Origin of the sequence: Sorangium sp. So ce693 (assembly GCF_051521375.1) — a bacterium.
In the GTDB taxonomy this organism is placed as follows: Bacteria; Myxococcota_A; Polyangia; order Polyangiales; family Polyangiaceae; genus Sorangium; species Sorangium atrum.
Genome location: NZ_CP150347.1, coordinates 11,924,420 through 11,939,747 on the forward strand (window position 1 = coordinate 11,924,420; position 15,328 = coordinate 11,939,747).

The 15,328-nt window shown below is 74.1% G+C and carries 3 protein-coding genes and 1 pseudogene; all 4 read right to left on the minus strand.

The annotated features are described in order from the left end of the window. Positions 1-2: 2 nt before the first annotated feature. The 4 genes and pseudogenes from WMF14_RS44520 to WMF14_RS44535 all read right to left on the minus strand — a co-directional run bounded on the left by WMF14_RS44520 (position 3) and on the right by WMF14_RS44535 (position 15,328). Complete coding sequence (locus WMF14_RS44520; RefSeq protein WP_437804407.1) at positions 3-6,380, minus strand: amino acid adenylation domain-containing protein; 6,378 nt, start codon at positions 6,378-6,380, stop codon at positions 3-5. Continuing rightward, a pseudogene (locus WMF14_RS44525) lies at positions 6,366-14,066 on the minus strand (amino acid adenylation domain-containing protein); the annotation flags it as partial. The pseudogene WMF14_RS44525 and the gene WMF14_RS44520, both read right to left, overlap by 15 nt. 9 nt (positions 14,067-14,075) lie before the next feature. Beyond that, entirely contained in the window at positions 14,076-15,110 is a 1,035-nt protein-coding gene (locus WMF14_RS44530) for a TauD/TfdA family dioxygenase (protein ID WP_437796535.1), read from the minus strand. Beyond that, positions 15,107-15,328: an MbtH family protein gene (locus tag WMF14_RS44535; RefSeq protein ID WP_437796537.1), complete on the minus strand. Its 222-nt coding sequence runs from the start codon at positions 15,326-15,328 to the stop codon at positions 15,107-15,109. The genes WMF14_RS44530 and WMF14_RS44535 overlap by 4 nt, the downstream gene beginning before the upstream one ends.

Genomic DNA, 15,328 nt, shown 5'->3' on the forward strand with positions numbered 1-15,328 from the left:
CGTCAGTCCAAGGCTTCCAGGATGGAGTCCAGCTCATCCGCCGCGAGCGCGACGTCGGTGAAGTCCGACGGCGTGTAGCCGCCGGCGTCGGGTGACAGGCAGTGCGCGATCAGCTCTCTCAGCGCGTCGCGCCACAGCGCGCTGACCGCCGCGATCGTCTCCTCCCGGTACCGCGCGGCGCTGTAGCGGAAGGTCGCCTCGAGCCGGCCGTCGTACACCGCCGCGTCGATCTCGATCTCGTACGCGAGCGGGCTGCGCGGGTCGTGCTGGGCGCCGGGCGACTCCGCGGCCAGCGAGAACCGCGCGCCGGCGCCGACCACCTGGTCCCACTGCCCCAGGTAGTTGAACCCGACCCCGGGCGCGGGCAGGCGGCGCAGCCGATCCGCGATCGCCCCGGTCCCGAGCTCCCGCACCGCGCCGTAGGGGAGGCCGCGCCGCGGGACGCGGCGGAGCTGCTCCTTCACCGCCTTCAGCACCACGCCCGGCGCAGCGCCCGGCGCGATCTCGAGCAGCACCGGGTAGACGCTCGTGAACCAGCCGACGGTGCGCGACAGGTCGAGGTCCTCCCCGTCGAGCGCCTCGCGCCCGTGGCCCTCGACGTCGATCGCCGAGAGCCGCTGGCCGGTCCACCGCTGGAGGGCGAGGGCCAGCCCGGCCAGCAAGAACTCGTCGATGCGCGTCCGGTAGGCCTCCGACACGGCTTCCAGGAGCGACCGCGTCTCCGGCCCGCTCAGGCCCATCTTGAGCGTGGCCATGGCCGTCTCCGCGCGATCCCCCGCCGGCTCGTCGACCGGCAGCGGCGCGAGGCGATCCCAGGGAAGACCGAGCCAGAAGGCCGCCTCTTCCTGGAGGGCGGCGTCCCGGGCCGCCGCGTCGAGGCGCGCCGCCCACCGCGCGAAGGAGGTGGTCCTGTCGGGCAGCTGCGGCGGCGCCCCGCGGCGGGCCTGATCGTAGGCAGCCTCCAGATCCTCGAGCAGGACGCGCCACGACACGCCGTCGACGACCAGGTGGTGCGCGACGAGCAGCAGCCGCCCCGGCCTGCCGGCGCCGAGCTCGAAGCCGACGACGCGCAGGAGCGGCCCAGCGGTCAGGTCCAGGCTGGCCTGCCACCGGGACGCGTGCTCCTCGATCGCCGCCGGCTGCTCGGCCTCGGGCACGCCGGTGAGGTCCGTCTGGTGGACGACGGCGGCGGGCTCGTGGGAGGGCGCGAGCGTCTGGCGGAAGCCGCGCTCCTCGGGCACGTAGCGCAGCCGCAGCGCGCCGTGGTGACGGAGGAGCGCCTGCACGGCGGCCTCCAGCGCCGGCCACTCGAGCGGCTCGGCGACGGCGAGCAGGAGCGCCTGGTTCCAGTGGTGCGGGTTCGGCAGGTTGCGCGCGAAGAACCGCCGCTGGATCGGCGTCAGCGGGACGTCGCCCGCCGCCGCGCCCTCCTCGTCCGGTTCCGGCGCCCGAGCGGCGTCCGTGGCGAGGCCCGCGGCGGCCGCCAGCGCGGCGAGGGTCTGGTGCTGGAACATCTGGCGGGCGGTCAGGCGCAGGCCCGCCTGCTTCGCGCGGGAGACGACCTGAAGGCTCAGGATCGAGTCGCCTCCCAGCTCGAAGAAGTTGTCGTGGCGGCCGACGCGCTCGCGGCCCAGCACCGCGGCCCAGATCTCCGCGAGCCGCGACTCGACGGCGGTGACGGGCGCCGCGTCCGCCGCTGCGCCGACCGCGCCGGCGGCGTCGTCTTGGCGCGCGGCCTCGAGCGGCTCCGGGTGCGCCGGGACGCGCGGCTCCGGCAGCGGCAGCTCGCCGAGCCGGGAGGTCGGCCGGGCGGCGATCCCCGCCAGCAGCGTGAGGAGGTCGTCCGCCATGCGGCGGATCGAGCGCTCCTCGAAGAGATCGGTGCTGTACTCGAACGAGCCGCGCAGCCCCTCCGGCGTCGCCGCCATGTGGAGCGAGAGGTCGAACTGGGCGCTGCCGGGATCGACGTCGAGCCGTCGGATCTCGAGGTCGTCGAGCGGCGGCGCGCCCCGCGGGTCGTCCTGGAGCGAGAACATCACCTGGAACAGCGGCGTGTGGCCGAGGTCCCGCGCGGGCCGGAGCGCCTGGACGAGCTGCTCGAACGGCAGGTCCTGGTGCGCCTGCGCCGCCAGCACCTCCTCGCGGACGCGCGCGAGCAGCTCGGGGAAGCTCGGATCTCCGCCGACGTCCGCCCGCAGGACGAGCGTGTTGACGAAGAGCCCGATGAGCCCCTCGACCTCCACGCGGGTGCGGCCCGCGATCGGCGTCCCGATGCAGAGGTCCGTCTGCCCGCTGTAGCGCGCGATCAGCACCTCGAACGCGGCCAGGAGCAGCATGAACGAGGTGACCCCCTGGCCGCGCGCGAGGGCGCCGAGCGCCGCCGAGAGCTCGCCCGGGAGCGTGAAGGCGTGGCGAGCGCCCCGGTACGAGCGCGCCGGGGGCCGCGGCAGATCCGTGGGCAGCCGAAGCACCGGCGGCTCCGCGCCGAGCCGCCGCCGCCAGTACGCGAGCTGCTGGTCGAGCGCCGATCCGGCGAGCCACGCGCGCTGCCACCGGGCGTAGTCGGCGTACTGGACAGGCAGCGACGGGAGCGCCGCGGCGCGGCCCGCCGCGTCGGCGGCGTAGAGCTCCATCACCTCGTCGACGAGGAGGTTCAAGGACCACCCGTCCGACACGATGTGGTGGAGGACCACGAGCAGCGCGTGCTCGCGCTCGCCGAGGCGGAGCAGCGTGATCCGGAACAGCGGCCCCTCGACCAGATCGAAGGCGCGGCTCGCCTCCGCCTCGAGCGCGCGCTGCGCCTGCGCCTCGCGATCCGCTCCGGGCGCGGCGCGGAGGTCGACGATCGCGATCGCGACGGGCTGCTCCGCGCGGACGATCATCGCCGGCTGGCCGTCGATCTCCGCGAACGTCGTGCGCATCGACGCGTGACGGCGGACCACCGCCTCGAACGCGCGCTGCAGCCGGTCCACGTCGAGCGGCCCGACGAGGCGCACGGCCGCCGGGATGTTGTACGAGGCCGCCGTGGGCTCGAGCTGGGCCAGGAACCACAGGCGCTGCTGGGAGAACGAGAGCGGCGGCGCGCCGTCCTCGGGCTGCGGGGTGATCGGCGGCAGCGTCACGCCCTGCCGCCGCCCGACGGCGTCGTCCACGGCGCGGGCGAGCCGCGCCGCGGTCGGGTGATCGAAGGCCGATCTGAGCGGCAGCTCCACCTGGAACGCGGCGCGGACGCGGGCGATCACGCGCGTCGCCAGGAGCGAGTTGCCGCCGATCTCGAAGAAGGTCTCGTCCACGCCCACCGCCTCGAGGCCGAGCACCTCGGCCCAGATCGCGGCCACGGCCTCCTCCGTCGCGGTGCGGGGCTTCCCGGCCTGCTCGCGGGAGGCGAGCCCCGGGGCGGGCAGGGCCTTCCGGTTCAGCTTGCCGTTCGGGGTGAGCGGCAGCTCGTCGAGCCACACGTACGCCGAGGGCACCATGGGCTCGGGCAGCCGCTCCCGGAGCGATGCGCGCAGCCCGTCCGCTGTGAGCGTCGCGCCGCGCGCCGGCACGACGTACGCGACGAGGCGGAGGAGCCCCGCGTCCTCGAGGGCCACGACCACCGCGTCGCGCACGCCCGGGTGCGCCCGCAGCTGCGCCTCGATCTCGCCTGGCTCGATCCGGTGGCCGCGGATCTTGAGCTGATGATCGGCCCGCCCGAGGAACTCGATCGCGCCGTCGCGCCGGAGCCGCGCCAGGTCGCCGGTCCTGTAGAGCCGGCGGCCGGGCTCCCGGCTGAAGGGGTCCGGGACGAAGCGCTCGGCCGTCAGATCGGGCCGATCGAGGTACCCGCGCGCGAGGCCGGCGCCCCCGATGTAGACCTCGCCCGCCACGCCGAAAGGCGCGGGCGAGAGCTGCCGATCGAGCACGTGGATCTCGGTGTTGTCGACCGGGCTCCCGAGCGGGATCAACCCGTCGGCCGTCACGCGGTGGAGGCTCGACCAGACGGTCGTCTCCGTCGGTCCGTAGAGGTTCCAGGGCGACACGCCCGCGTCGAGGAACCTGCGCGCGAGCTCCCGCGGGAACGCCTCTCCGCCGCAGAGGACGGTGACGCCGGCGAGCCGCGGGCTGCCGCTGTCGAGCAGCATCTTCCAGCCCGTCGGCGTGGCCTGCATCCACGTGGCGCCGGACGCGCCGAGCAGCGCGGCGAGGCGCTCGCCGTCGGCCACGTCCTCGCGGTGGGCGAGCACCACGCGCCCGCCCGACAGGAGCGGCAGGAACAGCTCGAGCACCGCGATATCGAACGAGATGGACGTGGTGGCGAGCAGCACGAAGCCCGCCGGCGGCGCCAGCAGCTCCTGCATCGACAGGAGGAAGTTGGCGACGCCCCCGTGGCGGACCATGACCCCCTTGGGCCGACCCGTGGAGCCCGACGTGTAGATGACGTACGCGAGGTCTTCCTCGCCCGCGCGCGGCGCCGGATCGTGAGCCGGCGCGCCGGCGATGGCGGGCCAGTCCCGATCGAGGCAGATCGCGCGCGCGCCGGCGCCGGCGCCGGTGCCAGGCAGCGCCGGCAGCAGGCGTTCCTGCGTGAGCAGGAGCGGCAGGCGGGAGTCCTCCAGCATGGCGCGGAGCCGCTCGCGCGGATAAGCCGGGTCGAGCGGGACGTACGCCCCGCCCGACTTCAGGATGCCCAGCGCTCCCACGAGCATCTCCAGCGAGCGCTCGACGCACAGGCCCACCAGCGTCCCCGGGCCGACCCCCTGCTGGCGCAGGTGGTGGGCCAGCCGGTTGGCGCGGGCGTTCAGCTCGCCGTAGGTCAGCTGGTCGTGCCCGCACGTCACCGCGACGGCGTCCGGCGTCCGCGCGGCTTGCTCCGCGAGCAGCTTCGGCAGGCACGGCCTGGACCGGTAGTCCCGCCGCGTCGCGTTCCGCTCCGCGATGAACCGCAAGAGCTCCGGGTCGTCGGGGAGCGCGAGCTCGGCGAGCCGCGCCCCGGGCTGGGCCGCCATGCGCTCGAGCAGCGCGCACAGGGCCGCGGCCATGCGGGCGACCGAGCCGTCGTCGAGGCGCCGCCCGTCGAACGAGAGCAAGAGCGAGAGCTCGCGCCCCGGGGTCACGTAGACGGTGAGCGGGTAGTTCGTCCAGGCCTCCGCCGTGCTCACCTCGATCCCGAGGGCCTTCCTGTGCTCGTCGACGGCGTCGTCGATGGGGAAGTTCTGGAAGACGAGCAGCGACTCGAAGAGCGGCGCCCCTCGCTCCACGTCGCTCCACTGCTGCACCTGCGCCAGCGGGCTGTACTCGAACTGGCGCAGCTCGAGGTTGAGCTCCTGGATCTGGCGGAGCCACGCCCCGAGCCGCATCTCCGGGGCGACGCGGAGGCGCAGCGGGAGCGAGTTGATGAACGCGCCCATGATGGAGCCGGCCTCGGGCAGGTCGGCGGGGCGGCCGGCCACGGTGACGCCGAAGAGCACGTCCGGCTCGCCGCTATAACGGGCCAGGAGCAGCGCCCACGCGGCCTGCACGGCGGTGTTGAGCGTCACCCCCTGCGCCTGCGCGAAGCCCTGGAGCGCCCTCGTCGCGTCCGGCGAGAGCCGCGCGTGGCGCTCGCGGAAGCCCGGCGCCGCCTCGGCCTCGTCGCGCTCCGGCAGCGGAGTCGGCGCGGTCAGCCCCTTCAGGTGAGCCCGGAAGAAGGCCTCGGCGGCCGCCATGTCCTGCCGCTCGAGCCATGCGACGTAGCGCGCGTAGGGCGGCGCTTCTTCCCGCGCGCGCAGCGCGCCGCGGCGCGCCTCGTCGTAATAGGTCAGCCACTCCTTCAGGATCAGCCCCTGACACCAGCCGTCGAGCAGCGCGTGGTGGACGCTCCAGACGATCTGGTCGACGCGCTCCGGGAGGCGCAGCACCGAGACCCGCAGGAGCGGCGGCTCCTCGAAGCGGAGGCCCCGCCGGCGATCGTCCCGGAGGAAGCGCTCGAGCGCCGCCGCCTGCTCGGCCTCCGGGACCTCCCGCCAGTCGAGGACCTCGATGGGCAAGCGCGCGGCGCGCCGCACGACCTGGTGCGGCTCCTCGACGCCGGTGACGAAGCCCGTCCGCAGGATGGCGTGGCGCGCGCTGAGGACCTCGAAGGCCCGCGAGAAGGCCTCGACGTCGAGGCCCTGCGTGAACCGGCAGACGATCTGGTTGAAGTACGGGCTGTCCTCCGGCGTGAGGAGCGAGTGGAAGAGCATGCCCTGCTGCACCGGGGACGCGGGGACGACGTCCTCGATGCCGTCGTCGGCCTGCAGCAACGCGTCGAGCTGCGCCCGCTCCAGCCGGGCGAGGCTGAACGGCGCGATCTCGACGGGCGGGGCGGGCGGCAGGGGCGCGGCCGGCGCCGCGGCGAGATCGCCGGCGAGCGCGGCGATCGTGCGGCGCGTGAAGATCTGCTTGGGCGTCAGCCGCAGCCCGCGCTGCGCGGCGCGCGCGATGATCTGCAGCGTGACGATGGAGTCCCCGCCGAGCTCGAAGAAGTCGTCCTCGACGCCGACCTGCTCGCGGCGCAGCACCTCGGCCCAGACCTCCGCGAGGAAGCGCTCCGGCTCGGTCCGCGGCGCGACGTGGGGGCGATGGGCCGGCGCCTCGAGCTGCTCGGGGGAGGGGAGGGCGCGCCGGTCGACCTTGCCGTTGGGCGACAGCGGCAGCCGCTCGAGCACGAGGATGGGCGCGGGCACCATGTAGGCCGGGAGGGCCTCGGCGAGCCAGGCGCGGAGCGACTGCGGATCGAGCGCCGCGCCGTCGCGGCCCGCGACGTAGGCGACGAGGCGCTTTCCGCCGTGGGCCTCGCTCCGGGCGAGGACGACGGCCTCGCCGACGCCGGGGTGCTGGAGCAGGCGCGCCTCGATCTCGCCGAGCTCGATGCGCAGGCCGCGGATCTTGACCTGGTGATCGAGGCGGCCGAGGAACTCGATGGCTCCGTCGGGCCTGTGGCGCGCGAGATCGCCTGTCCTGTACAGCCGCCCTCCGGGGGCGGAGCCGAACGGATCGGGCACGAAGCGCTCCGCGGTCAGGTCAGGACGCCGGTGATAGCCGCGGGCGAGGCCGACGCCGCCGATGTGGAGCTCGCCGGCGACGCCGGCGGGCACGGGCTGGCCCTGGCGGTCGAGCAGGTAAATCTGCGTGTTGGCGATGGGGTACCCGATCGGCACCGAGGCGGAGGTGTCGTCTCGCTGGCAGGCCCAGAAGGTGACGTCGATCGACGCCTCGGTGGGCCCGTAGAGGTTGTGGATCTCGGCGTCCGGCAGCCGCTCGAAGCACCGCCGCGCGAGCTCCGCCGGCAGCGCCTCGCCGCTGCAGATGACCCGGCGCAGCGACGTGCACGAGGCCACGTCAGGCGTCTCCAGGAACGCCTGGAGCATGGGCGGGACGAAGTGCAGCGTGGTGACGCCGTTCCGCGTGATCAGCTCGACGAGCCGATCGCCGTCGCGGTGATCGCCCGGCCTCGCGACGACGAGGCCGGCGCCGATCATCAAGGGCCAGAAGAACTCCCAGACCGAGACATCGAAGCTGAAGGGCGTCTTCTGCAACACCCGATCTTGCGGGGTGAGGCCGTAGCGCTCCTGCATCCACTGGAGCCGGTTGAGCAGGCCACGGTGGCTGTTGCCGGCGCCCTTGGGCCTGCCTGTCGAGCCCGATGTGTAGATGGTGTAAGCGAGGTTGTCCGGCGAGACGGCCACCGCGGGGTTCTGGGCAGGCTCCTTGTCGATCTTGGCGCGATCCACGTCCAGGCACAGCACCTGGGCGCGGTGGGGCGGCAGGCGCGAGGCCACGGGCCACTGGCTCAGAAGGACCGGCGCGGCCGCGTCCTCGAGCATGTAGGCGATCCGATCGGCGGGGTAATCGGGATCGATGGGCACGTACGCCCCGCCGGCCTTCAGGATGCCGAGCAGCCCGACGACCAGCTCGACGGAGCGCTCCGCGGCGATGGCGACGAGCACGTCCGGCTCCACGCCGCGCTTCCTGAGCGCGTGCGCCACCCGGTTGGCGCGCGCGTTGAGCTCTCGATAGCTGAGCCGCCGCTCACCGAAGATCACGGCCACCGCGTCGGGCGTCTGCGCCGCCTGCGCCTCGAAGAGCTCGTGGACGTGCAGCTCGCCCGGATACGCGCGCTCGGTCGCGTTCCACGCCGTCACGACGCGCCTCGACTCCAGCTCGCCGACGAGCGACAGCTCTCCGACCCGCGCCTCGGGGCGGCTGACGATCTGCCGGAGCGCCACCTCCACGAAGCCGAGGAGTCGTGAGGCGACCTCCTCGTCGAACCGCCGCCGATCGTAGGAGAGGCGCAGCTGGAGCTGAGCCCCCGGCAGGGCGGCCAGGGTGAGCGGGTAGTTCGTCTGGTCCGAGAACGCGACGTCGCGGACCGCGAGCCCGGGCAACCCCTGCTGGGTCCGAGGATCGGTCGGATAGTTCTCGAAGACGACGAGGCTCTCGAAGAGCGGTTGTCCCGCCGGAACCGCGCTGAAGCCCCGCGCCTGGGCCAGCGGCGTGTGCTCGTGCGGGCCGAGATCGGTGGTCGTCCTCAGGAGATCGCGCAGCCAGTCGGCGACGGTCGCCGCCTGCGGAACGGCCACGCGCAGCGGCAGCGTGTTGATGAAGATCCCCACCATGGCGTCGATCCCGGCGAGCGGGGCCGACCGCCCGGCGACCGTGACGCCGAAGACAACGTCGTCGGTGCGGGCAGCTCGGCTGAGCAGGAGCGCCCAGGCGGCCTGGACCAGCGTGCTCAACGTCACGCGGTGCTGCTGCGCGAAGCGCTGGAGGCGCGCCGTGACCGGCTCCGGCAGCGACACGATCGTCGCCCCGTGGCCGCTCGCGTCATCCGTCGGCGGAACGCGCTCCAGGGGGAGCGGTGTCGCCGCGCTGAAGCCCGCGAGCGCGCCCCGCCAGAACCCCTCGTCGGCGCTCGCGTCCCGCTCGCGCAGCCAGCCGATGTACTCGCGATAACGCGGGCGAGGCGACAGCGCGGCCGGCCGGCCGGCGCGCAGGGCGTCGTACGCGGCGAAGGCGTCCTGCAGGACGAGGGACGCCGCCCACCCGTCGAGGAGGAGGTGATGGTGGCTCCAGAGGAACTGGTAGGCGTCGTCCGCCACGCGCAGGAGGGCGACGCGCATCAGCGGGCCCCGGGCGAGATCGAAGCCCCTCGCGCGATCCGCTTCGATCCGGGCCTCCAGGCGCGCCCGCTGCGCCTCGGCGCCAGCGTCGCGCGCGCCGCGCCAGTCCTCGATCTCGACCGCCACAGCCGCCCCGCGCCGCACGACCTGGAGCGGCTCGTCGGCGCCTTCCCACGCGAAGGTCGTGCGCAGGACGCCGTGGTGCAGGGCCACGGCCTGCCAGGCCTCGCGGAACGCGTCGACGTCGAGCGCCCCCTCCAGCCTGCACGTCACCTGCTCGACGTAAACGCCGGAGCCCGGCTCCCACAGGCTATGGAACAGCAGCCCTTGCTGGAGCGGGCTCAGAGGATAGACGTCCTCGACGTCGTGGCCAGGCCCCAGCAGGCGGTCCAGCCTCGCCTGATCGAGCCGCGCGAGGGGGAAGTCCGAGGGGGTGTAGCCGCCGGCGTCGGGGCCGACGCCGCGCGCGACGAGGGCGCGCAGCCGCGCCGCGAAGTCCTCGAAGACGCGCGCCACCGTCTCGGGCCGATAGCGGGCGCCGCTGGTGCTCCACATCATCCGGAGGCGCCCGTCGACGATGGCCGCGTCGACCTCCAGCTCGTAGCCCCGCGGCGCGCGCGGATCCTGGTTGCGCCCGACGTAGCCTTCCGCATGCGCGAACAGCGGGCTCGACGCGAAGAGATCGTCCCACCGCCCGAGGTAGTTGAAGCGCACCTGCGCCGCGGCGCGCTCCCGGAGCCGCGCCGCCTGCGCGTCCTCGCTCAGGTACCGGAGCATCCCGTACGTGGCGCCGCCCTGCGGGGCCGCGCGGAGCTGCTCCTTCAGCGCCTTGAGCGCGCGCTCGGGCGCCGCGCCGGCCGGGATCTCCAGCCGGACGGGGTAGATGCTCGTGAACCACCCCACCGTGCGGGAGAGATCCAGGTCGTCGAGCGCGTCGCGCCCGTGCCCCTCCAGATCGACGAGCACCGCGGGATCGCCCGTCCACTGCGCGAGCGCTCCGGCGAACGCCGCGAGCAGCACCTCGTCCACGCGGAGCCGGTACGCAGGCGCGGCTTGCAGCAGCGCGCGCGTCTCCTCGGCGTCGAGGAACCGCGTCAGCGACACGGTGTCCGCTTCGAGCGACGCGCCGGCCGGATCGTCGGCGGGCAGCGCCCTCGCGGGGCGGCTCGCGGCGAGCCACGCCTCCGCCTGTCGGGTCACCTCCTCGGACTGGGCCTGCGTGAACAGGCGCCAGGCCCATTCACCGAACGAGACGATCTCCTCTGGGAGCCGGATCGCTTCGCCACGCTCGTGCTGCTGGCAGGCGGTCTGGAGATCCTCGATCAGGATCCGCCACGAGACAGCGTCGATCACGAGGTGATGGGCGACCAGCAGGAGCCGGCCGGGGCGCTCCGGGCCCAGATCGAACAGCACAGCGCAGAGGACCGGCCCGTCGGCCAGATGGAGGCGCGCCTGGTGCTCCGCTGCGGCGCTGGCCAGCGCCGCGGGCTGCGCCTCGGCGGGCAGGTCCGAGAGATCGACCCGCGCGACCGCCGCGGGGGGCGAGTCCGCGAAGTACTGGCTCCACCCGCCCTCCTCGCGCGTGAACCGCAGCCGGAGCGCGCCGTGGTGCTCGACCGCCGCCTCGATCGCGGCCGTGAGCGCCTCGACCGAGACCCGCCGCCGCAGCTCGAGCAGCACCGTCTGGTTCCAGTGGTGCGGGTTCGGCCCGCCGAGCTCGAAGAACCAGCGCTGGACGGGCGTGAGCGGCGCGTCGCCGGGGAGCGGCATCGCGAGCTGCGCGTCCGCGGCCGGCGCCGAGCCCGACGCCGCGACCGCGGCCAGACCGGCGATCGTCTGGTGCTGGAAGACCTGCCGGGGCGTGAGCGAGAGGCCCGCGGCCCGCGCGCGTGAGACGACCTGGAGCGCGAGGATCGAGTCGCCGCCCAGCTCGAAGAAGTTCTCCTGGACCCCGACGGCCTGCCTTCCCAGGAGCTCCGCCCAGATCCCCGCGAGCGTCGCTTCGGCCTCCGTGCGCGGCGTCGTGGCCTGGCCGCTCTCCTCGATCGGCGCCGGCAGCGCGCGCCTGTCGATCTTGCCGCGCGGCGTGCGGGGCAGCTCCTTCAGCGCCACGAGCGCCGAGGGCGCCATGTAGTCCGGCAGCCGCTCCTTCAGCGCGCGCCGCAGCTCTTCCGGCGCCGCGTCCGCGCCGGTCGCGACGTACGCCACGAGCCGTCGCTCCTCCGGCCGGTCCTGCCGCGCGATCACGACCGCCTCGCGCACCCCGGGCAGCTCGGCGAGGCGCGCCTCGACCGCCCCGGGGTCGATCCGGAAGCCGCGCAGGTTCACCTGGTGATCCACGCGGCCGGCGAGCTCGAGCTGCCCGTCGGCCCGCCACCGCGCCCGGTCCCCGGTGCGGTACAGCCGCTCTCCCGGCTGATCGGCGAAGGGATCGGGGACGAAGCGCTCCGCGGTCAGATCCGGGCGCCCCAGGTACCCGCGCGCGAGGCCCTGGCCTCCGAGGTACAGCTCTCCGACGACGCCGGCCGGCACCGGCTGACCGGCGGGGTCGAGCACGTGGGCCCGCGCGCCCGCGAGCGGCCGGCCGACGGCGACCGCCCACCCGTCGCGCGGGTCCGCGGCCGTCAGATCACACGCCACCGCCGTCGCCGTGGTCTCGGTCGCGCCGTAGGCGTTCAGCAACCGGACCCGCGCGGCCCCCGGCGACGCCCGGAAGGCGCGCACGCGCGCGGGCAAGGCTGCCTCGCCGGTGAGGACGACCTGCCGGAGGCACGACGGCAGCGCCAGGCCCTCGTCGAGCCCCGCGACGACGCGGTGCCAGACGAGGGTCGGCAGCACCGCCACGGTCACGCCCGACGCTCCGCACGCCGAAATGAGCCCGGACGCCGACTCGAGCGCCGCCTCTGTGGGCAGCACGAGCGTCGCGCCCCGCGCGAGGCACGCGAACATCTCCACCGCGCCCGCGTCGAGGCTCGGCGACGCGAGCTCCAGCACCCGGTCGCCCTGCGAGATCTCGTAGGCCGCCGCCGCGCCATCGGCGAAGCCCGCGATCGCCCGGTGCGGCACAACGACGCTCTCGGGCGTCCCCGCCGCGCCGGAGGTCGTGCGCACGCACGCCGCCTGCTCGGGCGCCGGCTCGCCGGCCGGCGGTGTGGACGGCTCGTGGAGCACGCACGTCCAGGCCGCGTCCAGGTGGACAACGTCGACGCCGGGGGGCGGCTCGGCCGCCGCGTCGCCCTGCGCGATCATCACGCGGATCCCGGCGCCGCCGATCGCCTCGGCGATCCGCGCCCGGGGGAGATCGGGGTCGAGCGGGACGAACGCGCCGCCCGCCTTCAGCACGCCGAGCACGGCAGCGATCCTCCCGATCGACCGCGGCAGGCAGATGCCCACGCGGACCTCCGGCCCCACCCCGCGCCGCCGGAGGAGCTGCGCCAGCTGGTTGGCTCTCCGATCCAGCTCGCCGTACGTGATCTGCTGCGCCTCGTGGACGACGGCCGTCGCCCCGGGCGCCCGCGCGGCCTGCTCCTCGAACCTCCGGTGCGCGGCGCGCGGCGTCTCTCCGATCGCCCCCGCCGTGCCCCACTCGAGCACCTGCCGCCGCTCTTCGGCCGCAAGCAGCGGCAGCTCCGACAGGCGCGTCGCGGAGCTCGCCGCCGCGCCTGCCAGCAGGCGCAGCAGCTCATCGGCCGTCCGCGCGATCGTGCCCGCGTCGAACAGGTCCGTGTCGTATTCGAGGGCGCCTGCCAGCCCGTCCTCGTCGGGCGCGAGGTTGAGCGAGAGATCGAACTGGGCGCCGCCCACGTCCAGATCGAGCAGGCGCACCTCGATGCCCGGTATCGCGAAGGGCTGCCGCCGCGCCGGCTGGAGCGCGAACATCACCTGGCAGAGCGGCGCGTGGCTCAGGTCCCGGACCGGGCTCACGGCCTCCACCACCTGATCGAACGGCACCTCCTGGTGCGCCTGCGCCCCGCGCACGGCCCCCGTGACCCGGGCGAGCAGCGCCGCGAACGGCGGATCCCCGGAGAGGTCGGCGCGGACAACGGCGGTGTTGGCGAAGCAGCCGACCAGCCCTTCCAGCTCGGCCCGGCTCCGGTTCGTCACCGGCGTGCCCACGCTGATATCGAATGTCCCCGCGCGGCGGGCGAGGAGGGCCTGGAACCCCGCCATCAGCACCGCGAACAGCGTCGTCTCCTCGCGCCGCGCGAGGGCCCCGAGCGCCCCGGCGAGCGCGCCCGGCACCCGGAAGAAATGCCGCGCTCCCCGGAACCGCTGGATCGCGGGCCGCGGGCGATCCGCGGGCAGCTCCAGCAGCCCAGGTTGCCCATCGAGCTGCCTCTTCCAGTAGGCCACCTGGGCCTCGAGCAGCCCGCCTTCCACGCGCTCGCGCTGCCAGTGCGCGAAATCCGCGTACTGCAGCGGCAGGTCGGCGAGCGCGGCGGGCCGGCCCGCGGAGAACGCCGTGTACAGCGCGGCGAACTCCGTGAGGACGAGGCTCGTGGACCACCCGTCGAAGACGAGGTGATGCACGACCCACAGGAGGATGTGTTCTTCCGATCCGAGCCGCAGGAGCGTGAGCCGGAGGAGCGGTCCGCTCGCCGTGTCGAACGGCCGCCGCGCCTCGCGCTCGATCAGCCGCCGGACCTCGGCGTCCCGCTGCGCCGCTGGCAGCGCGCCGAGGTCGATCCGCTCGATCCGCGGCGCCCCGTCGGCGTGGACGATCTGCGAGGGCAGGCCGTCGACGACGTCGAACGTCGTGCGCAGGACCTCGTGCCGGCGCACGATCTCTGAGACGCACCGCTCCACCAGGGAGACGTCGAGCGACCCGGCGAGCCGCACGGCGGTGGCCAGGTTGTAAGAGGCGCTCTCCGGCTCGAGCTGGGCGAGGAACCACAGCCGCTCCTGGACGAAGCTCATCGGAAAAACGAAGACATCCTCACGCATGAAAGAACCTCAGGAGGCTTTGGCCCGGTACGGCTCGGCCATGGCTACAAGGACCTTGCGCGGGCCGCGGTAGGGCGCGCGCCCGTGGGCGATCAGCATGTTGTCCGCGAGGAGCACGTCCCCCTCTCGCCAGGCGAACTCCACGGCGAGCTGCCTGTACACCTCGCGGATCTCGTCGAGCGCGGCGCCCTCGATGGGCGATCCGTCTCCATACATGGCGTTGCGGGGCAGGTCTTCCTCGGCGAAGATCGAGAGGAGCGCCTCCCGCGCGGCCGGGTCCAGGTTGGAGACGTGGAACAGGTGAGCCTGGTTGAACCACACCTGCTCTCCGGTGCGCGGGTGGGCGGCCACGGCCTGGCACACCTGGCGTGTGCGCAGCTCGCCGTCGGCCTTCCACGCGCACTCGATGCCTGCCGCCTGGCAGAAGCGCTCGACCTCGGCCCGGTCGTCCGTGCCAAAGACCTTCTGCCACGGCAGGTCCAGGCCGTTCCCGTAGTTGCGGACGTACATCACCTTCTTCGCCGCGAACCGCTCCCGAATCGGGGCCGGGATGCGACGGAAGACCTCGCGGCTGTCCGCGATAGGCGTGCTCCCCCCCTCGGGCGCGGCCTGCGCGCAGTGAAACCAGATCTTGAGCGGCCAGTCGAGCGTGTACGACTGCTCGTTGTGAAGGGGGATGTGCTGGTGAGCGGGGTACTCCGTCGACGTGTAGATCCTGTCCTGCACGTGGGAGCGCGGCGTCGACCCGAACGTGTAATCGAGGAGCTCCGGCGTCACGAGCCGGACGAAGGCGTGGAAGTCGGCGATCGATCGGACAGGAAAGCCGCGGAACAGCACCGCGCCGTGCCGGATCAGCTCCTCTTCCGCGCACGCCCGGATGGACGCGGCGAGCGCGGGCACGCTCGCCGCGTCGCCGCGGCCGAGCGGGCTCACGACGAGCGGCAGGGCGCTTCCCGGGAAGAACGATCGCGACAGGCCTGCCGCCTCGCTCCGCGCCGCGCCCTCGGGCGCCTCGCCCTGTGACAGAGCGCTCGAGGCGGTCACGACGGCCGGCCCTCCTCCATCTGCTTGCGCAGGCTGAGCGGCCGCATGTCGGTCCAGACCTCCTTGATGTGATCGAGGCACTCGGCCTTCGTGCCGGTCTTGCCCGCGTCGCGCCACCCGAGGGGGGGTTCGCGGTACTCGGGCCATATCGAGTACTGCTCCTCGTGGTTCACGACGACTTTGTAAATGGTGTTGTCTTCGCGTTCATCGTTGGCCAT

Excerpts from the sequence above, each read along its gene's own strand:
- WMF14_RS44535 (WP_437796537.1), bottom strand. The coding sequence starts at position 15,328 with ATGGCCAACGATGAACGCGAAGACAACACCATTTACAAAGTCGTCGTG.